Below are 23602 nucleotides of genomic sequence, written 5' to 3' on the forward strand. Positions count from 1 at the left end.
TCCGGTTCAGGCTGGGCCAGATCCGGTCCCGGAAATCTTAACGTCGCGCGCCAAGATAGTTTTGCTCTCGCGACAGCCGGCCAACCGGTAAGCGCGCCTAAATCGAGTTTTAGTGGTGACGGGTTTGTCGCTCCCTACTTCTAGATCGTTCCTACAATGTAAGGAGACGACCATGAACGCCACCACACCGACATCTGCGTTCGCGACAAACCACGACGAATGGATCAGTTGTTCTCACTGGGGCATGTTTCCGCCGCCCCGAAAACAGCGCTGACTTCGCGATCGCGCTAGTTCAAAGCCGGTCCCCGCGAACAAATCATCAGCATGTCTCGACCCAAGTTCCTGCCTCAGAATTTCACCCTGGCGCTGATCGCGATTGTCGTCGCGGCAAGCGAGCTGCCATGCCGAGGCGCGGCGGCGCTGGTGGTGGATCACCTCACCGACTTCGCCATCGCATTGCTGTTCTTCCTGCATGGAGCAAAGCTGTCGCGCGAAGCCGTGCTCGCTGCGGCAGGTCACTGGCGGCTGCATGCCCTGGTGCTGCTGACGACATTCGTGCTGTTTCCGCTGTTCGGTCTGGCCTTCAGGCCGATACTGTCTCCGCTTGTGACGCCGGCGCTTTACGTCGGCATCCTGTTCCTCTGCAGCCTGCCGTCCACGGTGCAATCCTCGATCGCGTTCACCGCCATCGCAAAGGGTAACGTTCCCGCCGCGATTTGTAGTGCCTCGGCCTCAAGCATCGTCGGCATCTACGTGACGCCGCTCGTGGCAGGTCTCGTACTCTCAAATCACGGCGGAGCTGCCTCGGGCTGGGACGCTATCGGACAGATCACCTTGCAGTTGTTCGTGCCGTTTGTCTGCGGACAACTGCTCCAGCCGTTCATCGGCGGATGGATTGGACGTCATGATGGCATTGTCGGCGCGGTCGACCAGGGATCAATCTTGCTCATTGTCTATTCCGCCTTCAGCGCGGCCATCAGCGAGGGCTTGTGGCATCAGGTTCCGCCGGCTGCGCTCGAGGGGCTGGTCGTCGCCGATGGCATCCTTCTTGGCGCCGCCCTGATCACGACCGGACTTCTCGGCAAATGGCTGGGCTTCGATCGTGCCGATCGAGTGGCCATTATCTTCTGTGGCTCGAAGAAGAGCCTCTCCCAGGGCGTTACCATGGCGAAAGTTATCTTTGCTTCCCATGGGGCGGGTGCAGTGATCCTCCCGCTGATGGTCTTCCATCAGATTCAATTGATGGTCTGCGCCGCGCTGGCCCAGCGATGGGGTCGTCGTGCAGAGCTCTCTGCACCCGCCTCGACCGAGGCCAGGTCCGTTGTGATGCGCTGACGAAAGTCGTCTCGACGGTTTTGACTAGGGTCTGTTGGGATTCATCTGGAGTTTATCGCGGCCGCGGCCAGATAGATCATTGAAGTGAAGCTCTGGTCGGTCTTGTCGGCGCGCATTGCGATGCGCTTGAATTCCTTGAGCTTGCCGAAGAAGTTCTCGATGAGATGCCGCCATTTGTACATCTCCTTGTCGATGGCGAGAGGCTGTGCACGGCGCGGATGCTGGGAGATGACGACTTTGGCGCCACGCGCTTCGAGTTCGGCGATGATGGCGTTGCTATCGAAGGCCTTATCAGCGATCAGCGCGTTGAAGGCCAATCCCTCGATGAGCGGCGGCACGCCCACCGTATCGAAACGCTGTCCCGGCAGGAGCACGAAGCGCACGAGATTGCCGAGCGCATCGGTGAGCGCCAGAATTTTGGTGGTCATGCCGCCTTTCGAGCGGCCGATCGCCTGGCTTTGCGTCCCCCTTTTGCGCCCTGACCGTGGCGGTGGACCTTGACGATGGTGGCGTCGACCATGGCGTATTCCATGTCGGGATCGTCGGAGATGGCCTCGAACAGCCGCTTCCAGACATCCGCCTTCACCCAGTCGCGAAAGCGCGTGAATGTGCTATTCCAGTGGCCGAACATCGCCGGCAGATCCCGCCAGGGACTGCCGGTTCGGGCGATCCACAGAACGGCCTCGACAAACAGTCGGTTGTCCTTGCCGCTGCGGCCCGGATCTCCCGGCTTGCCAAGACAATGCGGCTCCATCTTCGCCCATTGGGCGTCAGTCAAAACGAATCGGTCCATCCCAAGCTTGAATCACAACCAAGCCCCGATGAGAATCCTGAATCCCAACAGACCCTAAGCAGTGCTGAACCTGTGCCCCGGCTCCAAGGAACCGGAGGCATTCAACGTCGATCGTGTGCGCGGCTACCTCGAGGGAATCTCGGCCCCAAGACAGGCCGGTGATCGACGCCGCTGTGGGGCAAGCAAGGTCGACATATGCACATTTGAGTGGTACAAGCAGCATAACCGTTGTCGCGGTAGGTAATTGATTTTACTTAGCTTTGATTGATCGATGTCCAGCCCGCCCCTGGGCACCGCGAGGAGTGGGGCTTCCTGAAATCCAGCTCCTTTTGGGAACGAACGGTGGACGCGGATCCGCCGATCTCCGCCCTTCTCGGGCCGGCCGCCAGGGTTAGTTGATGCAGCAGACCACCGATTGACCACCGAAACCCCGTGAACAAATGGCGATAAAGGTGGTCAATGCCGCGCAAAGCTCACTGTTGTCGTTGATCTTTTCGATCGCTACTTACGTTCGGGACGCAGGGGTCGCAGGTTCGAATCCTGCCACTCCGACCATTCTTCCAAAAGTTGACGTTTTCCTGAAGGCTTGGCGGACCGGCCGCCAGCGCCTTGGGAGCGCCTTATTGCAACGATTTTCAGGGCGGGTCCACGGCCGATTTGGCCGGGCAGGGCTGCTTGTTGCGGCGGCATGGCTCAGCATTCGCAGGTAACAGCGCCCGGACTGAGTTAGCCTTTCATCTATGTTGTTTTTCAACCCGCGGTAGTGCGAAGCTGCCATCTCTTCTGGGGGGAGTGATGTCGTGGCAAAAGTGGAGATTGATCCCATCGATGGCCTGATGGTTGATGTCGTCGGCCCTTGGGCGTCTGGGAAGCACCAGCGGTTGAGTGAATACATCAAGCTAGCACGAGGCGCTCGGGCCAGCTTTGTGCCGCCGAGAGGGACAGGCGGGGCCTCTTACATCGAATTGTTCTCAGCATCTGGTCGATCACTAATCGAAGGGACTTCGACATATATCGATGGTAGTCCGCTCGTCGCATATAAGGCTGCTCAAGCCAGCGGCGTAAGATTTTCCGATCTTCACTTCAACGATATCCAACCTACAAAGACACAAGCTTTAGATACTCGAATTCGCGCTTTGGGAGGCGCTGCTGTCGTCCACAATAAGCCTGCTCAGGAAGCAATTGACGATATCGTTTTCGCGCTCAATCCGTCAGGATTGCACTTCGCATTCCTAGATCCCTACAATCTCGAGTATCTCTCCTTTGAGATCATTGAGAAGTTGGCGCGATTCAAACACATGGATATGCTGGTGCACGTGAGTGTACAGGACCTTCAGAGAAATCTTGATCGCTACAGTGTGCAAGGCGGCGCGCTCGACAAATTCGCGCCGGGTTGGCGCAGTCGAGTGAATCCCAACCAAGCGAACAATGCTTTTCGGGCTGCATTGATGGAATACTGGTTGGACGAAATTCGCAAGCTTGGAACTATGCCTGCACACGGAGTCGAACTCGTCGTTGGATCGAAGGGGCAACGCCTGTATTGGCTTATGTTCGTTGCAGCCCACGATCTCGCACAAAAGCTTTGGAATGCCGTCCGCGATCCAGGTGGGCAGAGAGAGATGGGTTTTTGATATGGCTGACACGTCAATCGAATGGACGGATGTTACGTGGAATCCTGTCGCCGGCTGTACAGTGCTCTCGCCGGGCTGCACCAACTGTTATGCTATGCGAATGGCGGCAAGACTCGACGCTATGGGTATGGAGAAGTATCGCGGTCTGACCCGCAAAAGCGGAGGGCGCGCGAAGTGGAACGGAAAAATTAGGCTTGATCGAGAAGTGCTCGCAGCGCCAGCGAGATGGAAGCGGCCGCGCCGCATCTTCGTCAATTCGATGTCGGATCTATTTCACCAATCTGTGCCGGCGACATTCATTGCAGATGTTTGGGAAGTCATGGCATCGACCCCTCGGCACACCTATCAGATACTCACAAAGCGTCCCAGCCGAATGGCAGAGATCACCGCAAAGTTGGGAGCTTTGCCCAATGTCTGGCTTGGGACGAGTGTTGAGAGTTCTGCGTATCTCGATCGCGTCGATGATCTGCGCAGGGTAACCGCTGCCGTTCGCTTTATTTCATTTGAGCCACTATTGGGGTCGGTAGCTGGCGCCAACCTTGCAGGGATCCAGTGGGTGATTGTGGGGGGCGAGAGCGGACCTCATGCGAGGCCTATGGCCGAGGAATGGGTGGACGAGATCCAGGCTGCGTGTCGTAAGGCCAACACAGCATTCTTCTTCAAGCAATGGGGAGGCGTTCGAAAGAAGGCTACTGGGAGGACCTATCGGGACTCCACGTTCGATGAAATGCCTGTCGTGGAGTTAGGCGCAGGCGTTCAAGCTTGAGGGGCTTGGCCTTACCGCCTCGCCACCAGCACACCGAGCATGAACGCCACCACCAGCGACGGCAACGGGGCTTCGCGCACCATGCCACGGACGATCTCCGGCCAGTGCTGATCCGGGGCGAGTCTCGGCGATCGCAAATCACCGGTCGGCTCGATCCCCCAATTCGACGCGAGTTCGGCGATCTCGCTCGAGGCCAGCCGCACGCCATCACGAACGCGGAAGATGGCGGCGTCGGCTCGCTCTCGTGGCGCAAGCAACATCATCGTCGCGATGGCCGTGCGCAACGTCATCTCTCCGTAGCCTTGCAGCCTTACCGATTCTTCGGGATCGGACGTCATGCGAAAACCCTCACAGCGCCAAATTCCTCACATTGCAAAGTGGCGCGCGATGGTGAATGCCGCCGTCGCGCACAGGACCAGCGTGGACACCGCGCCGGCCACGCCGCGTGCGAGATGGGCTCGCGTCAGGTGCCTGGTCATGATCTTGCTCCATGCTCGGCATGGCAATGGCGGGGAGGCGGCGTTGGTTCCTTGCGCGACGGGGCCAATCGCGAACTCCCGCTATTTCCGCAGCAGCTCGCTCAGCGCCGCGGTCGCCTCGGCGCAGCGGATGTCGTCGATCTCGCGCGACAGGCTGAGTGCGCTCGATTTCAGTTCTTCGACCTTCCAGCTATCCGGATGCTGGTTTTCGAGATGACCGAGACGCTTGTTGAGATCGTCCAGTCTCGATTGGAGCTGCCCGGCGCTGGCGGCCCCGTTCACTTTCCAAACGCGTTGTGCACGCATCGTAGTTCCCCTGCTAATCTCACGGCGTTGTGAGAGCGGTTCGTGGCCGGAATGGGAATTTGTCTGGGCCGGCTTTAGATCGCGGGGAACCGTTGCAGATTAGCCACGAAAGTTCCTGGATTTCAGCGGCGACCGCGCCTGTGTCGCCCCTGTCAATCCGCCCGTGCGAAAATATTCCGCTTTACCGAAATTCGGAAATGGCGTATGTGTCGCGCATCCCGGCTCGACCAAGAGGGGCGATCTTGCGTCGTCACGTTTCGCGAGCCGGGCTTGCGGTGGACGCGACAGCGTCGGGCGCGAAAGTGCGGGCAGGGCGGATTGCTCTCCGTGAGCCCGAGGCTTCGTGTCGACGAGCGGCGCTGTCAGGTTCGTCTCGCCAGTATTCTTCCGGCAATGTCGACAACGCCGGGAGATAATGCGGTGAGCAGCGAACCGTGCGTACGGCAAAACCGTGTGGTCCTGGCCGTCGTTGCTACGGTCAAGCCTTTGCGGATGCGGCACTTGCGTCAACCGGCGCTGTGTCCGCGACTTTCGTGAAGGCGAGGGAGGCCAAAACGAACTCGGCTCCCGGGAGAGCACGGCATAAGCCGTAAAGCCACTGCGCAGGGAAGGCCGAGTGATTTGGCTACACCTGTATGCTGCTGTGCGGTTTCCTTGCGCTACATCTTCGCGCAGCGGACCGCGGGTGCCAGCCGGCACCCGGCCTTCCCTGCGCCCTCCTGGACAAGAGGGTGGAGAGATCAAGCAAAGCTCGGGCGAAATGCGCCGCGAGGGTGCGAAGCTGTGTCTGGAATCAAGATGCGAGCTGGAAGAGTGGCGCTGCCGCCTCATACTCCGTCATTGCGAGCGCAGCGAAGCAATCCAGAGTCTTACCGCGGAGGGATTCTGGATTGCTTCGCTGCGCTCGCAATGACGATGCGGAGAGAGTGCGGCAAACTCCGCTCTCGTGCCCCGGACGCTGCGCAGCGCTCTTGCGGTGCGCTGCTGAGCCGGGGCCCATGTCGCCGCATTGTACCGTGTCGCCTTCCGGGTCCCGGCTCTGCGCAGCAACGCTGCGCGTTGCAGCGCGTCCGGGACACGGACGTGAGTGGTACCGTTGCTCCCCATCACAAGTCCGCCCCGCATCACAACCAAGTGTCTTTATTCGGGAACAATCATTCCCTATTATTTCGCAATGCAAAAGACCGCCAGAAGATCCCAACCCGCCGTCCGTCCGCCCGGCCGTCCCCGGGAGTTCGACATGGACACTGCGCTTGACCGCGCCGTGCGCGTGTTTTGCGAGCGCGGTTATCATGCGACCTCGATCGGCGATCTCACCGCGGCGATGCGGCTGGCGACGGGGAGCGTCTACAAGGCGTTTCGCGACAAGCATGCGGTGTTTCTCGCCGCCTTCGAGCGCTACGCCGCGCTGCGCCAGGAGCAGACGCGCAGCGCCGCGGCGCAAGGCGCCAATGGCCGCGAGCGGTTGCGCAACATGCTTCTCTCGTACGTAGAGCACTCCCAGGGCAGCGAGGGGCGGCGCGGCTGCCTCGTGGTCGGCAGCGCGGTCGAATTGTCGGCGGTCGACCCGGTGGTCGCCGCCCTCGTCAGCGCGCGGCTCGAGACCAACGAAAACTTCATCGCCGGCCTCATTCGCGAGGGGCAGGCCGACGGCTCGATTCCCCGCCATGTCGCCGCCGACGACACCGCGCGGCTGATGATCTGCATCACGCAGGGTCTGCGCGTCGTCGGCAAGGCGCGCCTTTCGCTCGACGGCAAGCGCCTGGTCGCCGTCGCGATGAAACTGCTCGCCTGAATTTTTTGTCATATTAGGAAACGAGCGTTTCCTATATCTGGAGACTGCGTGAATGACGATGAATGCCACGATCGAGACCGCGCCCGGGCCGGATGCGGTGTCGCAACGACTGACCTTCGTGCTTGCCGCGGCCTGTGGCATGGTCGCCGCCAACATCTATTACGCCCAGCCGCTGATCGCCCCGATCAGCGCCGCGCTCGGCCTGTCGCATGAAGCGGCGGGGCTGATCGTCACCATGACGCAGATCGGCTACGGCGTGGGGCTTCTCTTCATCGTGCCGCTCGGCGATCTCGTCGAGAACCGCACCTTGATCTGCTCCGTCATCACGCTCGGCGCCGCAGCGCTGCTCGCCGCGGGGTTCGCCTCCCACGCGCTGCCGTTCCTGATCGCCGCATTGTTCATCGGGCTCGGCTCGGTCGCGGTGCAGATCATCATTCCCTATGCGGCGCATCTGGCGCCGGAAGCCATCCGCGGCCGCGTCGTCGGCAATGTCTCGACCGGCCTCATGCTGGGCATCATGCTGGCGCGCCCGGTGTCGAGCTTCGTCACGGCAGTGCTGTCGTGGCACGCGGTGTTCTTCTTGTCCGCCGCGCTGATGATCGTGCTCGCAGCCGTGCTCTGGATGACGCTGCCGAAGCGCAAGCCGGTCGCGCGCATGCACTATGGCGAATTGCTGCTGTCGATGCCGCATCTGGTGCGGACCACGCCGCTGCTGCGGCGTCGCGCGCTCTACCAGGCCAGCCTGTTCGGCGCGTTCAGCCTGTTCTGGACCGTGACGCCGCTGCTGCTCGCGAACGAGTTCGGCTTCACCCAGCGCGGCATTGCGCTGTTCGCGCTCGCCGGCGTCGCCGGCGTGTTCGCGGCCCCGATCGCGGGACGGCTTGCCGATCGCGGCCATAGCCGTGTCGCGACCTTGGTCGCGATGCTGCTGGTTGCCGTGGGCTTCCTGATCACGCAGATCGGCGCGGCCGGTTCGACGCTCAATCTGGCCTGCCTTGTCGTCGCCGCCATCGCGATCGATTTCGGCGTGCAGGGCAACGTCGTGCTCGGCTTCCGCGCCATCTTCGTGCTGGGGCATGAGCATCGCAGCCGCCTCAACGGCCTCTATATGGCGACGTTCTTCAGCGCGGCTGCCGCAGGCTCGGCACTTGGCGCCTGGGCCTTTGCGCAAGGCGGCTGGACGCTGGCATCGGCCATTGGCCTCGCGCTGCCCGTCGCGGGCCTGGCCTATGCGGCCACCGAGTAGCCGCCGGCGTGGCCGGAAATTGTGCAATGCGGCCCGTTTACCAAGGCCGTCTGCAAGCAACCTGGATGGCAATTTCCACCTCGCGGTTTCCCTGCCGCTGTAGTACTTTGGTCGCAAGCGGGCCTGGTTAACGGGCGGCAGGGGGAGGCTGATGAGGAGTGCGGGGCTGTTTGGCGTACCGCGAGTACGGCCTTGGTCGTGGCAGGCGTTTCTGCTTGGATTCGTCGTTGTCGCAATGTCGGCTGCGCTCCAGGGCATCTGTGTCGCGCTCGGCGCAAAACTCTATTTCGCGGCGTTCCTGCCCAGCCTGTTCGTGCTCGGCATTGTCGCGGGCGCGCCGGCGGCGGGGTTCGCCGCGCTGCTCACCATTCCCGTGGTGTGGTGGGCGTTCATGCCGCCCTTCTTCAAGTTCAATTCGCTGACCGGCGCGCATGCCGATTCCATCAATCTGTTCTGCCTGCTCGCAGTGCTGGTGATCGGCCTTGCCGACCTCTGCCGCGAGACGATGGCGATCATCAGCCGCGGCGGGTTGAAGCCGCGGGGCGAGAGCGCGGCAACGAATTCGCAATAGGTCGGCATTGTACGGCCGCGGGCGTTGCGCGCGCGCAACAGTCCGGAAACCATTCGGACGCTTGCCGCGCGGCGCTAACTTTTCGAAAAAGATTTGGCGGCAATTTCTCCCCCGGGAATGACGACGGAGTTTTCGGACATGAACGGGCAAATAACCGGTCACGCCATCTTGGAGAACGTGCGCCGCTACCGCGGGATCGCATCGCTCTATCGCCAGACCGCTGCATTCCGCCCGGGCCAGAGCTGGTCGCTGCTCGAGCAGGCGAGGGATTGGGAAGCGCGGGCGCTGACGGAGCTGGAAACCTATTTCGCCGCGCGGATGGACTACGCTACGCAGCTCGCGGCCTGATCGTTAACGTCCTGAAAGTTCCGGCGCTGACGTCTGTTGGCGCGCCGACAGGACTGGTGGCGACAGGACTCGTGGCGATTACGGAGTTATCTCGATGCCGGCATATGCTAGCAACGTCCGCACAGAGATATTCCGGGGCAAGCGATGACCACCTTCAACCGCATCTTCACGACCGAGCGCCTGCTCCAGATCATCGTCATTCTGGCCGCGACGGTCGCAATGAAGCTGATGGGCTGAATTTCGGCGGGCTATCGCGCGCCGAGTTCGGGCACGTCGGGCAGATAGTTCGACCCCTCCGAGCCCAGAAAATCGAACATCGCCTGCGCCGGCGGCAACAGCACCTTGTCGCTGCGTCGTATCACGTACCATTGCCGCACGATCGGCAGGCCCGCGACGTCGAGCACGATGAGCCGGCCCTCGGTGAGCTCGTGCGCCACGGTGTGCGCCGAGATGAAGGCGATGCCGAGCCCGGCGATGACCGCCTGCTTGATGGTCTCATTGCTGCTCATCTCCATGCCGATGACTGGCTCGAGATCCGACCTCTGGAACATGCCTTCCATCAGCGTCCGCGTGCCCGAGCCGGGCTCGCGGGTGAGGAAGGTCTCGTGCACGAGGTCCGTCAGGTTGAGGCCGGAATCCTTCTCCAGCCAGTGTCCCTTGCGCGCGACGATGATATGCGGATTGCGCCCGAGCTGACGCACGTCGACGCTGACGTCGGCCGGTGGCCGACCCATCACCGCGAAGTCGAGGTCGTAGCCGTGCATGGCCTCGCGGATCTCCTCGCGGTTGCCGACGGTCAGCTTGATCTCGATCTTCGGATACCGTTTCGAGAATGCCGCGATCGCATGCGGCACGAAATATTTGGCGGTCGAGACAGCGCCGAGATGGACGGTGCCGCCGGTTCGCCCCGCAAGCAGGTCGAGCGCGCCCTGGCAGTCGGCGATCGCGGCTTCGACGCGCTCGGCCAGCGTCAGCACCTCCTTGCCCGCCTCCGTCAGCAACATGCCGTCGCCGGTCCGCTGCACCAGCGGCAGGCCGGCGAGATCCTGAAGCTGGCGCAGCTGCTGGGTCACCGCCGGCTGCGTCAGCCCGAGCTGGCTCGAGGCTGCCGTCACGCTGCCCTTGGCCGAGAGCGCCGCAAGCGAGCGGAGCTGCCGGATCGTCAGATGCCGGAGCTGAGCCGCCGCCGAATGGGCATTATAAGATAATTCTTTGGCACTCATTATGAATAGAAATTTTCCTTATTAAGCCGCCCCTGTCAATCTCCTCATTGTTGGGACCGACCGCACCGACCTCCAGCGGGGAGGGACTGGATGCGGCACCGGCAAAGGGATGGACGCAGATGACAGGGCAACTCAGGCTGGACGACCACCTTCAACGGTACTGCGAGACCGCACCCCATGCGCTGGCCGTGGCGGCCGCAGTCGATGCCATTGCCGCGGCCGCGATCGAGATAGCCGATCTGATCGCCACCGGCGATCTCGCGGACGCCTCCGGCCTGACGACCGGACGCAACAGCGACGGCGACGTCCAGCGCGATCTCGACGTCCAGGCCGACGCGATCCTGCGCCGCTGCCTCGGCAAGCTGCCGATCGCGGCACTGGCGTCGGAAGAGATGCGCGAACCGCAGATCGGCGATCGCGAGGCCAAGATCTGCGTCGCGATCGATCCGCTCGACGGCTCCTCCAATATCGACGTCAACATGACCGTCGGCACGATCTTCTCGATCCTGCCCGCGCCCGACGATCTCGCGCTCGCCTTCCATCAGCGCGGCTCGGCGCAGCTTGCGGCGGGGTTCGTCACCTACGGTCCGCAGACCTCGCTGGTGCTGACACTCGGCGAGGGCGTCGAGATCTTCACGCTCGACCGCAAGTCCGGTTGCTTCCGTCTCGCGCGCAGCGCCGTGCAGATTTCCGAGACGTGCGAGGAGTTCGCGATCAACGCCTCGAACCGCCGGCATTGGGAACAGCCGGTGCGCGCCTTCGTCGACGAATGCCTCGCCGGTGTGGAAGGGCCGGCCAACCACAATTTCAACATGCGCTGGATCGGTTCGCTGGTCGCCGAGGCCTACCGTATCCTCACCCGCGGCGGCGTGTTCCTCTATCCCTCCGATGCACGGCCCGGCTATGGCGACGGCCGCCTGCGCCTCGTCTACGAGGCGCACCCGATGGCTTACATCATCGAGCAGGCCGGCGGCTCTGCTTCGACCGGGCGCGAGCGCATCCTCGAGCTCTCAGCACAGAGCCTGCACCAGCGCGTGCCGCTGATCATGGGCTCGAGCAACGAGGTGCAGCGCGTCGAGGAACTGCATTGCGATCCGTTGCTGGTCGCCAGCGTCTCCGCACCGCTGTTCGCGCGGCGCGGCTTCTTCCGACTGTGAGCGAGGCATCCCATGTCCAGGAAGCATCCGATCATCTCCATCACCGGCTCCTCCGGCGCCGGCACAACCTCGGTCAAGAAGACCTTCGAACAGATATTCTTCCGCGAGAAGGTCAACGCCGCCTACATCGAAGGCGACGCCTTCCATCGCTACGATCGCGCGGAGATGCGCACGCAGATGGCCAAGGAGGCCGATCGCGGCAACAGGCATTTCAGCCATTTCAGTCCCGAGACCAATCTGTTCGAGGAGCTGGAGCGGGCGTTCCGCGACTATGGCGAGACCGGCACGGCGACGACGCGGCACTATGTCCACGACGCCGAGGAATCCGCGCTGCATGGCGCCGCACCAGGCACCTTCACCGAATGGAAACGGCTGCCGGAGAGCTCCGATCTGCTGTTCTACGAGGGCCTGCATGGCGCCGTCGTCACCGACAAGGTCAATGTCGCGCGTTATGCCGACCTCAAGATCGGTGTCGTGCCCGTCATCAATCTCGAATGGATCCAGAAGCTGCACCGCGACCGTAGTGCGCGAGGCTATTCGACCGAGGCCGTCACCGACACCGTTCTGCGGCGGATGCCTGACTACATCCACTATATCTGCCCGCAATTTTCCGAGACCGACATCAACTTCCAGCGCGTGCCGACGGTGGACACCTCCAATCCGTTCATCGCGCGCTGGATCCCGACGCCGGACGAATCGATGGTCGTGATCCGCTTCAAGAACCCGCGCGGCATCGACTTCCCCTATCTGCTCTCGATGCTGCCGCAAAGCTGGATGTCTCGCGCCAATTCGATCGTGTGCCCCGGCGCGAAGCTCGACCTCGCGATGCAGCTGATCCTGACGCCGCTGATCATGCAGCTCATCGAGCGCAAACGAAACCTGAAGTGAACAAGGGGAGAATCCGATGAACATCTCCGTCCACGCCGAAGCCGACCTCTCGGCGGTCGCGCACAACGATCTCGCCAACGCGGTTCGCTTCCTTGCGGTCGACGCCATCGAGACCTCGCAGTCCGGTCATCCCGGCCTGCCCATGGGGATGGCCGATGTCGCGACCGTGCTGTTCTCGCGCTTCCTGAAATTCGACTCGGCTCACCCCAATTGGCCGGACCGCGATCGCTTCGTGTTGTCGGCGGGCCATGGCTCGATGCTGCTCTATGCACTGCTCCATCTTACCGGCGGCGACGTCAGCCTCGACGACATCAAGGCGTTCCGGCAATGGGGCTCCAAGACGCCGGGCCATCCGGAATATGGCCACACGCCGGGCGTCGAGACGACGACGGGACCGCTGGGGCAGGGGATCGCGACTGCCGTCGGCATGGCGCTCGCCGAGCGCATGGCAAATGCGCGGCACGGCGAAGGCCTCGTCGATCACTTCACCTATGTGATCGCGGGTGACGGCTGTCTGATGGAGGGCATCAGCCAGGAAGCGATCTCGCTCGCCGGCCATCTGCAATTGTCTCGCCTGATCGTGCTATTCGACGACAACGGCATATCCATTGACGGTCCGACCTCGCTCGCGACCTCCGACGACCAGCTCGCGCGCTTCGCCGCCTCCGGCTGGTCGGTGCGCCGTGTCGACGGGCACGATCCCGAAGCAGTTGCGCAGGCGATTGCGGAGGAGCGTGAGAGCGCAAAGCCTTCGCTGATCGCCTGCCGCACCATCATCGGCTATGGCGCGCCGGATCGTCAGGGCACCGAGAAGGCGCATGGCGCTCCGCTCGGTGCTGAACAGACGGCGGCAGCACGGCGAACGCTCGGCTGGGACTATCAACCGTTCGTGGTGCCTGTCACGATCATGAAAGCATGGCGGATGATCGGGCAGCGCGGGCAGGTCGAGCGTCTCGCCTGGCTCGATCGCTATGAACGCGCGACGCCCGAGCAGCGCGACGTGTTTGTCGCGGGCAAGGCGGTTGCCCTGCCGAACGCCTATGCCCAGGCCTTGGCGAAATTACGCGAACGCTTTGCCAGCGAGCGTCCCAAGCTCGCGACGCGGCAGGCCTCGCAACAAGTGCTCGACGGCATCGCCGGGACGATCCCCGGGTTGGTCGGCGGCTCCGCAGACCTGACGCATTCGAACCTGACGCATGCCAAGGCGCAGGCTCCGGTGAAGCGCGATGCGTTCGCCGGCGATTACATCCATTACGGCATTCGCGAGCATGGCATGGCGGCCGCAATGAACGGCCTCGCGCTGCACGGCGGCTTCATTCCCTATGGTGGCACCTTCCTCGCCTTCTCCGATTACAGCCGTCCGGCGATCCGCCTTGCGGCCTTGATGCGGATCCGCGTCATTCATGTGATGACCCACGATTCCATCGGCCTGGGTGAGGACGGCCCCACGCACCAACCGGTCGAGCATCTCGCAGCGCTCCGCGTCATTCCGAACTTGCTCGTGTTCCGTCCGGCCGACGCGGTGGAGACTCTGGAAGCATGGGATTGCGCGCTCGAATCCAAAAATCGCCCCTCCGTGCTGTGCCTGTCGCGTCAGGCGCTGCCGACCTTCCGCAGCGATGTCCGCGGTAGAAACCGCGTCGCACGGGGCGCCTATCTCATCGTTTCGCCCGACGGCGGCCGCGACGTGACGCTCATCGCAACAGGTTCGGAAGTGTCCATCGCGCTGGAAGCGGCTCGCCTGCTGGCCACCGAGCACGTCCGCGCGGCCGTGGTCTCCGCTCCCTGCTTCGCGTTGTTCGAGGAGCAGCCGGAGGACTACCGCGCTGCCGTGCTCGGCACTGTGCCACGAGTGGGCATCGAGGCGGCAGTCGCCGGCGAGTGGCATCGCTGGATCGGCTCTGAGGGCGAGTTCGTCGGCATGCGCGGCTTCGGTGCTTCGGCGCCGGCCCCGGTGCTCTACCGCGAGTTCGGCATCACGCCGCAAAGCATTGCGGAAGCCGCCCGGCGGGCGATTGCCCGCACAGGCAAGCAATAACAGGAGGAACTGTCGTGGCCCGTATCACCCTTCGCCAACTGCTCGATCACGCCGCCAACCACGGTTACGCCGTGCCGGCATTCAACATCAACAACATGGAGCAGGGCATTGCGATCATGCAGGCGGCGGCCGAGGTCGATGCGCCGGTCATCATCCAGGCTTCGCGCGGCGCGCGCAGCTATGCCGGCGACATCATGCTCTCGCACATGATCGACGCGCTGGAGCGAACCTATCCAGACATCCCGCTCTGCATGCACCAGGACCATGGCAACGACGAGGCGACCTGTGCATCCGCGATCGCCCATGGTTTCACCTCGGTGATGATGGACGGCTCGCTCGAGGCCGACGCCAAGACCGCGGCCGATTACGACTACAACGTCGCGATCACCCGCCGCGTCGTCGATCTCGCGCATTGGATCGGTGCCTCCGTCGAAGGCGAGCTCGGCGTGCTCGGCTCGCTCGAGCATGGCGGCGGCGAGCAGGAGGATGGTCACGGCGTCGAGGGCAAAGTCAGCCACGACCAGTTGCTGACCGATCCCGACCAGGCGGTCGACTTCGTCCGCGCCACCAAGGTCGATGCGCTCGCGATCGCGATGGGCACCTCGCACGGCGCCTACAAGTTCAGCCGCAAGCCGGACGGTGACATCCTGGCGATGCGGGTGGTCGAGGAGATTCATCGCCGGCTGCCGAACACGCATCTCGTGATGCACGGCTCTTCCTCGGTGCCGCAGCCGCTCCAGGACATGTTCAACGAGTTCGGCGGCGAGATGCCGCAGACCTGGGGCGTGCCGGTTGAGGAGATCGTCCGCGGCATCAAGAGCGGCGTGCGCAAGGTCAATATCGACACCGACTGCCGGCTGGCGATGACCGCGGTGTTTCGCAAAGTTGCAGCGCAAACACGATCCGAGTTCGATCCACGCAAATTCCTCAAGCCCGCGATGGACGCGATGCGCGAGCTCTGCCGCGACCGCTTCGAGCAGTTCGGCACCGCGGGACACGCGAGCCAGATCAAGGTCATTCCCTTGAGCGAGATGGCGCGGCGCTACCGCGCCGGCGAACTCGATCCGAGCGTCGACGCCCGCGAGCCCGTCGCGGCCTAATCATTCAGAGAGAGAGAAGAGCAGGAGAGAGCCATGAATGCACACGCAGGAACCGTCCGCGGCAAGGAAAGATATCGCTCTGGCGTGATGGAATACAAGCGCATGGGCTATTGGGAGCCCGACTATGTGCCGAAGGACACCGATGTCATCGCGCTGTTCCGCGTCACGCCGCAGGAGGGCGTCGACCCGATCGAGGCTTCGGCCGCAGTCGCCGGTGAATCCTCGACCGCGACCTGGACGGTGGTGTGGACCGATCGCCTGACCGCCGCCGAAAAGTATCGCGCAAAATGTTACCGCGTCGATCCGGTGCCGGGCACGCCGGGCTCGTATTTCGCCTACATCGCCTATGACCTCGACCTGTTCGAGCCGGGCTCGATCGCCAACCTCTCGGCATCGATCATCGGCAATGTGTTCGGCTTCAAGCCGCTGAAGGCGTTGCGGCTGGAGGACATGCGTTTCCCAGTCGCTTATGTGAAGACGTTCCAGGGACCGGCGACGGGTATCGTGGTCGAGCGGGAGCGGCTCGACAAGTTCGGCCGGCCGCTGCTGGGCGCGACCGTCAAGCCCAAGCTCGGCCTCTCGGGCCGCAATTACGGCCGCGTGGTCTACGAAGCGCTGAAGGGCGGGCTCGACTTCACCAAGGATGACGAGAACATCAACTCGCAGCCCTTCATGCACTGGCGCGACCGTTTCCTCTACTGCATGGAAGCGGTGAACCGGGCACAGGCGGCCTCCGGTGAGGCGAAGGGCACCTACCTGAACATCACCGCGGGAACGATGGAGGACATGTACGAGCGCGCCGAGTTCGCGAAGGAACTCGGGTCGTGCATCGTCATGATCGACCTCGTGATCGGCTACACCGCGATCCAGTCCATGGCGAAATGGGCGCGGCGCAATGACATGATCCTGCATCTGCATCGCGCCGGTCACTCGACCTATACGCGGCAGAAGAGCCACGGCGTGTCGTTCCGCGTCATCGCCAAATGGATGCGGCTCGCGGGCGTCGACCACATCCATGCCGGCACCGTGGTCGGCAAGCTCGAAGGCGATCCGAACACCACGCGTGGCTATTACGATGTCTGCCGCGAAGACTTCAACCCGACCAAGCTCGAACACGGCCTGTTCTTTGACCAGTCCTGGGCGAGCCTGAACAAGATGATGCCGGTCGCCTCCGGCGGCATCCATGCCGGCCAGATGCACCAGCTGCTCGATCTCCTCGGCGAGGATGTCGTGCTGCAATTCGGCGGCGGTACCATCGGCCATCCCATGGGCATCGCGGCCGGCGCGATCGCTAACCGCGTGGCGCTGGAAGCGATGATCCTCGCCCGCAACGAGGGTCGCGACTACGTCCATGAAGGTCCGGAGATCCTGGCCAGGGCGGCCGAGACTTGCACGCCGCTGAAAGCTGCGCTCGAGGTCTGGAAGGACGTCTCCTTCAATTATCAATCCACCGACACGCCGGACTTCGTGCCGACCGCGCTCGAAACCGTTTGAGGAGACTTGACATGAAGCTGACCCAAGGCTGCTTCTCATTCCTGCCCGATCTGACCGACGACCAGATCACCAAGCAGGTGCAATATTGCCTGACCAAAGGCTGGGCGGTGAACATCGAGTTCACCGACGATCCGCATCCCCGCAACACCTATTGGGAGATGTGGGGTCTGCCCATGTTCGATCTCCAGGACGCCGCCGGCGTGATGATGGAGCTCGCCGAATGCCGCAGAGTGTATGGCGACCGTTACATCCGCCTCAGCGGCTTCGACTCCAGCCCTGGTTGGGAATCGGTGCGGATCTCGTTCCTCGTCAACCGCCCGCCGCAGGAGGCCGAGTTCGAGCTGGTGCGGCAGGAGGTGGGGGGACGCGCGATCCGCTACACCACCGTGCGCCGGCCGGCCGCGCACGCGCAAACCTAAATCATTCTCCTCCGCGCGGAGCACTCCCTGCTCCGTTTCCTTGGCGGACCACTGCTTCGCCGCTCCCCCCGCGGCGAAGCCCTTTTCTTCGAGGTGCCGATGCTGGATGTTCCCCACGTAATGACCACTGAGCCCGGCGAGACCAATTTCGATCTCCGCAAGGAGGCCGAAGCAGCCGGCATCACCGGCACGCTGCAACAGCTCGAGCAGGAGCTGATCGGATTGAAACCGGTGAAGAACCGGGTGCGCCAGATCGCGTCGCTCCTGCTGATCGAACGCATCCGGCAGCGTGCGGGACTGGCTTCGTCGCCGCCGACGCTGCACATGTCGTTCACAGGCAATCCCGGCACCGGCAAGACGACGGTCGCGCTTCGCATGGCCAAGATCCTCCACGGCCTCGGCTTCGTGCGGCGCGGGCAGGTGATCTCGGTGACGCGCGACGATCTCGTTGGCCAGTATATCGGCCACACCGCGCCGAAGACCAAGGAGATCCTGAAGAAGGCGATGGGCGGCGTGCTGTTCATCGACGAGGCCTATTATCTGCATCGCCCCGACAACGAACGCGACTACGGCCAGGAGGCGATCGAGATTCTGCTCCAGGTGATGGAGAACCAGCGCGAGGACCTCGTCGTCATCCTTGCCGGCTATGGCGAGCGTATGACGAGCTTCTTTGCCTCCAATCCCGGCTTCCGCTCGCGCATTGCGCACCACATCGATTTCCCGGACTATGCGGAGGAAGAGCTTCTCGTCATTGCCGAGTTGATGCTGAGGGAGCGCGGCTATCGCTTCTCGGCGGCGGCGCGTGAAGCTTTCGAGAAGTACATCGCGCTGCGCCGGACCCAGCCGTTCTTCTCCAATGCGCGCTCGATCCGCAACGCCGTCGACCGCATCCGGCTGCGGCAGGCGGATCGCCTGGTGTCCGATCTCGACCGCATGCTCGATATCGCCGACCTCGAAACGATCGATCCCATGGACGTCCTGGCGAGCCGCGTCTTCAGCGGCGGTGCGGACGCGCAGAGGAGTGCGAAGTCATGACGAGAGAAATCCTCATCGCGCCTTCGATCCTGGCCGCGGATTTCGCGCGCCTCGGCGAGGAGATCGCTGCGATCGACGCGGCGGGCGCCGACTGGATTCATTGCGACGTCATGGACGGGCATTTCGTCCCGAACATCAGTTACGGCGCCGACGTCATCAAGGCGATCCGGCCGCTGACGGCGAAGATTTTTGACGTTCATCTGATGATCGCGCCGGCCGATCCCTATCTCGAAGCGTTCGCGAAGGCCGGTGCGGATGTCATCACGGTGCATGCCGAAGCCGGCGTCCATCTCGACCGCTCGCTCCAGGCCATCCGCGCGCTCGGCAAGAAAGCCGGCGTCAGCCTCTGTCCGGCGACGCCGGAAGCCGTGATCGAATACGTGATCGATCGTGTCGATCTCGTGCTGGTGATGACTGTCAATCCGGGCTTTGGCGGCCAGTCCTTCCTCGAGTCCCAGTTCGAGAAGATCAGGCGCATTCGAAGCATGATCGGCGACCGTCCGATCCGGCTCGAGGTTGACGGCGGCATCACGCGCGACAATGCCGCTGCCGTGACCGCTGCGGGCGCCGATACGCTTGTGGCGGGTTCTGCTGTGTTTCGCGGCAAGAGCAGCGCGGACTATGCCGCGAACATCGCGGCCATTCGCGGCGCGGCGGAGGGCGGCAGAGTTCCGAAGTTGCAGGATGTCTCCGGAAGGCCGGCTCGTCTCCGCGAGACGGCGCTCATCCGGTAGAATACGGTATACAGGCGGGGCCGAGCCGGCGCCGGCCTGGGCGCCGGCCTGGTTGTACCAAGGCGTGCCACTTTCTTTCGGAGAAATACGGAGGATGACGCACAAAATGATCAGCTCGTTTCAGGTTGGGGTAACCAACGCGCCTGAGACAAATGTTCGATTAACGCCCGTGCAATGCTATGGGTCGCAATCTGCGGTTGGAAACGCTGAGAGAGCGCGGGGATGCGGATCGAAGATACCTGCGGGCATGAGGCCTGCACGCGGCGGGGAGCAATGGCATGAGCATGCATCGCTTGTTCGCCGAGCAGCTCCACTGCGCCACCCACGCGACCGGACAGGTCGATCTTGCCAAGCTGGGCGAACTCGTCAGCGCTGCCTATGAGGCGAGCGACCGCGAACGCCAGCGAATGACCGACGCGCGAGCACACACGCATGACGAGGTCGAGCAGGATTTGTTGCGGACCCAGGAGTTCCTCGACACCATCGTCGAGAATATCCCGATCGCCGTGTTTGCGAAGTGCGCCAGGGATTCGCGCTATATCCTGCTCAACCGCGCCGGCGAGGACTATTACGGCGTGCCGCGCGAACAGATGCTGGGCCGGACGCCTGAGGAGATTTTTCCGGCCGACGTCGCCCGAATGGTCAACGAGCAGGATCGTCGCGTCGTCGCTAGCGGCATGCCGATGTTCCTCGAGGAGCATCTGCTCGAAGTCGGCGTCAAGGGCCACGATCGCGTCGTCAATTCGCGCAAGATGCTGATCACGGACCGCGCGGGCGATCCGCAATATCTGGTTGGCGTCATCGAGGACGTCACCGAGCACATCACCACTCAGGAACGGATCAGCCATCTCGCGCGTCACGATGCCTTGACCGATCTGCCGAACCGCAGCGCGTTCAATGCGGCGCTGAGCGAGCGGCTGGAACGGGCGCAGGAGGCGTCGACCAGTTTTGCGGTGCTCAGCCTCGATCTCGACCGCTTCAAGGAAGTCAACGACGTGTTCGGCCATCCCGTCGGCGACATGTTGATGCGCGCGGCGGCCGAGCGTCTTGCAGCGGAAGCCGATGGCGCCTTCGTCGCCCGCATCGGCGGCGACGAATTCATGATCCTGGTGCCGGACGATGTCTGCCGCGAAGAGGTGCTGACGCTCGGCGAGCGCCTCGTCGAGGCGATCGGTAACGAGCTCGAGGTCGACGATTATCTCTCCCATGTCGGCTTAAGTGTCGGCATCGCGCTCTACCCGGATGACGGCGTGGATGCGGCCACGCTGCTCGCAAATGCCGATTCCGCGCTCTATCGCGCCAAGCGCGAGGGCAGGGGTACGGTCCGCTTCTTCGAGTCCGAGATGGACCGGGAGCTGCGCGACCGCAGGTTGCTGTTGCACGACCTGCGGCAGGCGGTGGAGCAGAACCAGCTCTTCGTCTATTTCCAACCGCAGGCGCGGATCAACGGCGAGGTCATCGGCTTCGAGGCGCTGCTGCGCTGGAACCACCCAACGCGGGGCTTTGTGCCGCCCGACCAGTTCATTCCACTTGCCGAGGAGAATGGTCTGATCATCCAGATCGGCGAGTGGGTCTTGCGCGAAGCGTGCCGCGAGGCGGCGTCGTGGCCGCGGCCGTTGCAGGTGGCGGTCAATCTGTCGCCGGTCCAGTTCCAGGCCGGCGACCTCGAAGGCTCGATCCATCAGATCCTGCTTGAGACCGGGCTCTCGCCGATGCGGCTCGAGGTCGAGATCACCGAGGGGGTGCTGATCGGCGATTTCACCCGCGCGCTCAATCTGCTGCGGCGGTTGAAGGCGCTCGGCATCCGCATCGCGATGGACGATTTCGGCACCGGCTACTCCTCACTGTCCTATCTCCAGTCATTCCCGTTCGACAAGATCAAGATCGATCGCAGCTTCATCTCCAATCTCGAGGCGAGCCCGCAATCGGCCGAGATCGTCCGCGCGGTTGTGAGCCTCGCGCACGCCCTGCATATCCCGGTCGTCGCCGAGGGGGTGGAAACGGAAGCGCAGCGCGCCTTCCTGGCGCGCGAGGCCTGCGAGGAGATGCAGGGCTATCTCATCGGCCGGCCCGAATTGATCGAGCGCTATCTCGACGTCGTCGGCGTGACCGTGGAGCGGCGCCTCTACGCCTAGCCGTTGGCCTGCGACAGGATTTCGAGCGTCAAGTCCGCGCTGATTGGAACTTTCGCTCGAATACGTATTTCCTAGACGCAACCGAGCCGGGCGCGCTGCGGGCGCAGCAAATGTTTTGCACGACCGCCATCGCCCTGACGCAAATAAGGGCCATAACCCCTGTGAACGCGAGGGAGGCTCTCATGGAGAACGTACGTCGTTACCGCGCGCTGGCGTCCCTCTGTCGTCAGCAGGCCGCCTACCGGCCGCTCCAGAACTGGGAACTGCTCGGCCAGGCTGAACATTTTGAATATCTCGCCGAAGTCGAGCTCAAGGCACATTACGATGCGTGCAATGCGCAACATGACGAGGACGCTGTCGCGGCCACGGCGTGGGAGAGGCCTGCCGCGGCGTGACATTTCGTCCGGCCTCCGTGTCTTCTTTGCCAAGATTTAATCGCGTGGACGGGACGCCGTAAGGTGGCGACCACCATGTTGGGTGCAAGGCGACTTACCCAACATGGACATATCGACATGAACGATCGCGTCAATTCCGACACCACCACGTCCCGCAAGATACTGAGGCCGCGCCGGCTCGCGCTGCTCGGCACCGTGGCCGCGCTTGGCCTGGCCGTGCTGGCGACTGCTCCCGGCTCTTCGCCGTTCAGCGCGACCTCCTTCATTGCGCCCGCCCAGGCCGCGGAGACCGCCACGACACCGCAGGGCTTCGGCGATCTCGTCAGCAAGGTCAAATCCGCCGTCATCTCGGTGCGGGTCAAAATCGACCAGGACAGCGAGAAGAGCGCGATGCTGCAACAGAACCGGATGGATTCGGACGAGGCGACGCCGTTCGACCAATTCTCACGGCAATTCGGCTTCGGTGGTCCGGGTGGCATGAACGGCATGCCGCGCCAGCGCCACCAGACTATCACGGGTGAGGGCTCCGGCTTCTTCATCTCCGCCGACGGCTATGCCGTGACCAACAACCACGTCGTCGACCACGCTGAGTCGGTGCAGGTGACGATGGATGACGGCCAGACCTATACCGCGAAGGTGGTCGGCACCGATCCGAAGACCGATCTCGCGCTGATCAAGGTCGAGGGCAAGAAGGATTTTCCGTTCGTCAAATTCTCCGACCAGAAGCCGCGCATCGGCGACTGGGTGGTCGCGGTCGGCAATCCCTTCGGCCTCGGCGGCACCGTGACCGCCGGCATCGTCTCGGCCAGCGGCCGCGACATCGGCAACGGTCCCTATGACGATTTCATCCAGATCGATGCACCGATCAACAAGGGCAATTCCGGCGGTCCGGCGTTCGACATGAACGGCAACGTGATTGGCGTGAACACCGCGATCTTCTCGCCCTCCGGCGGCTCGGTCGGCATCGGCTTCGACATTCCGGCTTCGACCGCAAAGCTCGTCGTCGCACAGTTGAAGGACAAGGGTGCGGTGACACGCGGCTGGCTCGGCGTGCAGGTGCAGCCGGTGACATCGGATATCGCCGACAGCCTCGGCCTCAAGGAGGCGCGCGGCGCGATCGTGGACAATCCGCAGGACGCTAGCCCGGCAGCGAAGGCGGGCATCGAGGCGGGCGACGTCATCACCGCCGTCAACGGCACCGCGATCAAGGACTCCCGCGATCTCGCCCGCACTATCGCTACGCTTGCACCGGGCACGTCCGTGAAGCTCGATGTCGTCCACAAGGGCGACAGCAAGACGGTGACGCTGGTGCTCGGCGAATTGCCGAACGAGCGGCAGGCTAAGGCCGACGAGGGCAAGGCGCAGCCGGATGCCGGCACGCCGCGTCTCGGGCTCAGCCTGGCTCCGGCCGGCGACGTCCAGGGCGCCGGCCAGAAGGGCGTCGTCGTCACTGAAGTCGATCCGCAAGGGCCGGCCGCGCAGCGCGGCATCCAGACCGGCGACGTCATCCTCAACGTCGGCGGCAAGGCCGTCGCCAATATCGGTGATGTCCGTTCGGAGCTGGCGCAGGCGAAATCGTCCGGCAAGCGCAGCGTGCTGCTGCAGATCAGAAACGCGCAGGCGACCCGATTCGTCGCGGTGCCGCTCGCATAAGTCGAACGGCGATCCGCGCAAATCCAAAAAGGCGGCCCACGGGCCGCCTTTCCTGTTTGCC

Annotated in this window: 21 protein-coding genes and 1 pseudogene; 18 read left to right on the forward strand and 4 right to left on the reverse strand. The window is 63.2% G+C overall.

The genetic code is table 11. The features are described 5' to 3' along the window. Positions 1-324 precede the first annotated feature (324 nt). A complete protein-coding gene (locus ACVWYI_RS11030; protein WP_456661979.1) occupies positions 325-1335 on the forward strand; it encodes a bile acid:sodium symporter family protein in 1011 nt (336 codons plus the stop codon). A 41-nt stretch (positions 1336-1376) separates the two neighbouring features. On the opposite strand, the pseudogene ACVWYI_RS11035 reads toward ACVWYI_RS11030, so the two are convergent. Continuing rightward, positions 1377-2128 (reverse strand): annotated as a pseudogene (locus ACVWYI_RS11035) (IS5 family transposase). A gap of 800 nt (positions 2129-2928) precedes the next feature. On the opposite strand from ACVWYI_RS11035, the gene tcmP reads away from it, so the two are divergent. Next, positions 2929-3759, forward strand: coding sequence for a three-Cys-motif partner protein TcmP (gene tcmP, locus ACVWYI_RS11040; RefSeq protein WP_456661980.1), 831 nt, complete (start codon positions 2929-2931; stop codon positions 3757-3759). Position 3760: 1 nt separating this feature from the next. Then, on the forward strand, positions 3761-4525 hold the full coding sequence (locus tag ACVWYI_RS11045; protein WP_456661981.1) for a DUF5131 family protein: 765 nt from the start codon (positions 3761-3763) through the stop codon (positions 4523-4525). Between the two features lie 11 nt (positions 4526-4536). Here ACVWYI_RS11045 and ACVWYI_RS11050 read toward each other — a convergent pair whose 3' ends face one another. Together ACVWYI_RS11050 and ACVWYI_RS11055 are read right to left on the reverse strand one after the other, a co-directional pair. Continuing rightward, positions 4537-4863 carry a hypothetical protein gene (locus ACVWYI_RS11050; RefSeq protein ID WP_456661982.1) on the reverse strand — a complete coding sequence of 109 codons (327 nt, stop codon included), beginning with the start codon at positions 4861-4863 and terminating at the stop codon, positions 4537-4539. 222 nt (positions 4864-5085) lie between these two features. Beyond that, positions 5086-5310 (reverse strand): hypothetical protein, encoded by a 225-nt coding sequence (locus ACVWYI_RS11055; RefSeq protein ID WP_247347940.1) that lies wholly within the window; start codon positions 5308-5310, stop codon positions 5086-5088. 1240 nt (positions 5311-6550) lie between these two features. Here ACVWYI_RS11055 and ACVWYI_RS11060 point away from each other — a divergent pair. The 4 genes from ACVWYI_RS11060 to ACVWYI_RS11075 all read left to right on the forward strand — a co-directional run bounded on the left by ACVWYI_RS11060 (position 6551) and on the right by ACVWYI_RS11075 (position 9270). Continuing rightward, positions 6551-7105: a TetR/AcrR family transcriptional regulator gene (locus ACVWYI_RS11060; protein ID WP_247347941.1), complete on the forward strand. Its 555-nt coding sequence runs from the start codon at positions 6551-6553 to the stop codon at positions 7103-7105. A gap of 52 nt (positions 7106-7157) precedes the next feature. Continuing rightward, positions 7158-8351 carry an MFS transporter gene (locus ACVWYI_RS11065; protein ID WP_456661983.1) on the forward strand — a complete coding sequence of 398 codons (1194 nt, stop codon included), beginning with the start codon at positions 7158-7160 and terminating at the stop codon, positions 8349-8351. A gap of 151 nt (positions 8352-8502) precedes the next feature. Continuing rightward, a complete protein-coding gene (locus ACVWYI_RS11070) occupies positions 8503-8922 on the forward strand; it encodes a DUF4118 domain-containing protein (RefSeq protein ID WP_354107694.1) in 420 nt (139 codons plus the stop codon). A gap of 138 nt (positions 8923-9060) precedes the next feature. After that, entirely contained in the window at positions 9061-9270 is a 210-nt protein-coding gene (locus ACVWYI_RS11075; RefSeq protein ID WP_247347946.1) for a hypothetical protein, read from the forward strand. A gap of 248 nt (positions 9271-9518) precedes the next feature. Here the strand turns inward: ACVWYI_RS11075 and ACVWYI_RS11080 are convergent, their stop codons facing one another. After that, complete coding sequence (locus ACVWYI_RS11080) at positions 9519-10493, reverse strand: LysR family transcriptional regulator (protein ID WP_456661984.1); 975 nt, start codon at positions 10491-10493, stop codon at positions 9519-9521. A gap of 119 nt (positions 10494-10612) precedes the next feature. Here ACVWYI_RS11080 and ACVWYI_RS11085 point away from each other — a divergent pair, with 119 nt between their 5' ends. The 11 genes from ACVWYI_RS11085 (at position 10613) to ACVWYI_RS11135 (ending at position 23541) form a co-directional block, all read left to right on the forward strand. Further along, positions 10613-11650 carry a class 1 fructose-bisphosphatase gene (locus tag ACVWYI_RS11085; protein ID WP_456661985.1) on the forward strand — a complete coding sequence of 346 codons (1038 nt, stop codon included), beginning with the start codon at positions 10613-10615 and terminating at the stop codon, positions 11648-11650. Between the two features lie 12 nt (positions 11651-11662). After that, positions 11663-12538 carry a phosphoribulokinase gene (locus ACVWYI_RS11090; protein ID WP_063993396.1) on the forward strand — a complete coding sequence of 292 codons (876 nt, stop codon included), beginning with the start codon at positions 11663-11665 and terminating at the stop codon, positions 12536-12538. 16 nt (positions 12539-12554) lie between these two features. Beyond that, positions 12555-14576 carry a transketolase gene (gene tkt, locus ACVWYI_RS11095; protein WP_456661986.1) on the forward strand — a complete coding sequence of 674 codons (2022 nt, stop codon included), beginning with the start codon at positions 12555-12557 and terminating at the stop codon, positions 14574-14576. A gap of 14 nt (positions 14577-14590) precedes the next feature. Next, a complete protein-coding gene (gene fba, locus ACVWYI_RS11100; protein WP_456661987.1) occupies positions 14591-15676 on the forward strand; it encodes a class II fructose-bisphosphate aldolase in 1086 nt (361 codons plus the stop codon). A gap of 33 nt (positions 15677-15709) precedes the next feature. After that, entirely contained in the window at positions 15710-17170 is a 1461-nt protein-coding gene (locus ACVWYI_RS11105; protein ID WP_247347957.1) for a form I ribulose bisphosphate carboxylase large subunit, read from the forward strand. Between the two features lie 11 nt (positions 17171-17181). Next, positions 17182-17589, forward strand: coding sequence for a ribulose bisphosphate carboxylase small subunit (locus ACVWYI_RS11110; protein ID WP_456661988.1), 408 nt, complete (start codon positions 17182-17184; stop codon positions 17587-17589). A gap of 99 nt (positions 17590-17688) precedes the next feature. Next, positions 17689-18624: a CbbX protein gene (cbbX, locus tag ACVWYI_RS11115; protein ID WP_456661989.1), complete on the forward strand. Its 936-nt coding sequence runs from the start codon at positions 17689-17691 to the stop codon at positions 18622-18624. Continuing rightward, positions 18621-19358, forward strand: coding sequence for a ribulose-phosphate 3-epimerase (gene rpe / locus ACVWYI_RS11120; protein ID WP_456661990.1), 738 nt, complete (start codon positions 18621-18623; stop codon positions 19356-19358). The genes cbbX and rpe overlap by 4 nt, the downstream gene beginning before the upstream one ends. Before the next feature lie 278 nt (positions 19359-19636). Further along, positions 19637-21493 (forward strand): putative bifunctional diguanylate cyclase/phosphodiesterase, encoded by a 1857-nt coding sequence (locus ACVWYI_RS11125; RefSeq protein WP_456661991.1) that lies wholly within the window; start codon positions 19637-19639, stop codon positions 21491-21493. A 182-nt stretch (positions 21494-21675) separates the two neighbouring features. Then, on the forward strand, positions 21676-21888 hold the full coding sequence (locus ACVWYI_RS11130; protein WP_354045930.1) for a hypothetical protein: 213 nt from the start codon (positions 21676-21678) through the stop codon (positions 21886-21888). Between the two features lie 117 nt (positions 21889-22005). Next, positions 22006-23541, forward strand: coding sequence for a Do family serine endopeptidase (locus ACVWYI_RS11135; RefSeq protein WP_354107702.1), 1536 nt, complete (start codon positions 22006-22008; stop codon positions 23539-23541). Positions 23542-23602: the final 61 nt, after the last annotated feature.

The organism is Bradyrhizobium sp. LB13.1 (genome assembly GCF_054056815.1).

Coding starts and splice junctions, on each gene's coding strand:
- cbbX (WP_456661989.1), top strand. CDS start 17,689: ATGCTGGATGTTCCCCACGTAATGACCACTGAGCCCGGCGAGACCAAT.
- ACVWYI_RS11125 (WP_456661991.1), top strand. CDS start 19,637: ATGAGCATGCATCGCTTGTTCGCCGAGCAGCTCCACTGCGCCACCCAC.
- ACVWYI_RS11060 (WP_247347941.1), top strand. CDS start 6,551: ATGGACACTGCGCTTGACCGCGCCGTGCGCGTGTTTTGCGAGCGCGGT.
- ACVWYI_RS11080 (WP_456661984.1), bottom strand. CDS start 10,493: ATGAGTGCCAAAGAATTATCTTATAATGCCCATTCGGCGGCGGCTCAG.
- ACVWYI_RS11105 (WP_247347957.1), top strand. CDS start 15,710: ATGAATGCACACGCAGGAACCGTCCGCGGCAAGGAAAGATATCGCTCT.
- ACVWYI_RS11110 (WP_456661988.1), top strand. CDS start 17,182: ATGAAGCTGACCCAAGGCTGCTTCTCATTCCTGCCCGATCTGACCGAC.
- ACVWYI_RS11085 (WP_456661985.1), top strand. CDS start 10,613: ATGACAGGGCAACTCAGGCTGGACGACCACCTTCAACGGTACTGCGAG.
- ACVWYI_RS11050 (WP_456661982.1), bottom strand. CDS start 4,863: ATGACGTCCGATCCCGAAGAATCGGTAAGGCTGCAAGGCTACGGAGAG.
- ACVWYI_RS11075 (WP_247347946.1), top strand. CDS start 9,061: ATGAACGGGCAAATAACCGGTCACGCCATCTTGGAGAACGTGCGCCGC.
- ACVWYI_RS11135 (WP_354107702.1), top strand. CDS start 22,006: ATGAACGATCGCGTCAATTCCGACACCACCACGTCCCGCAAGATACTG.
- ACVWYI_RS11065 (WP_456661983.1), top strand. CDS start 7,158: ATGACGATGAATGCCACGATCGAGACCGCGCCCGGGCCGGATGCGGTG.
- ACVWYI_RS11030 (WP_456661979.1), top strand. CDS start 325: ATGTCTCGACCCAAGTTCCTGCCTCAGAATTTCACCCTGGCGCTGATC.
- ACVWYI_RS11090 (WP_063993396.1), top strand. CDS start 11,663: ATGTCCAGGAAGCATCCGATCATCTCCATCACCGGCTCCTCCGGCGCC.
- ACVWYI_RS11055 (WP_247347940.1), bottom strand. CDS start 5,310: ATGCGTGCACAACGCGTTTGGAAAGTGAACGGGGCCGCCAGCGCCGGG.
- ACVWYI_RS11130 (WP_354045930.1), top strand. CDS start 21,676: ATGGAGAACGTACGTCGTTACCGCGCGCTGGCGTCCCTCTGTCGTCAG.
- tkt (WP_456661986.1), top strand. CDS start 12,555: ATGAACATCTCCGTCCACGCCGAAGCCGACCTCTCGGCGGTCGCGCAC.
- ACVWYI_RS11045 (WP_456661981.1), top strand. CDS start 3,761: ATGGCTGACACGTCAATCGAATGGACGGATGTTACGTGGAATCCTGTC.
- rpe (WP_456661990.1), top strand. CDS start 18,621: ATGACGAGAGAAATCCTCATCGCGCCTTCGATCCTGGCCGCGGATTTC.
- ACVWYI_RS11070 (WP_354107694.1), top strand. CDS start 8,503: ATGAGGAGTGCGGGGCTGTTTGGCGTACCGCGAGTACGGCCTTGGTCG.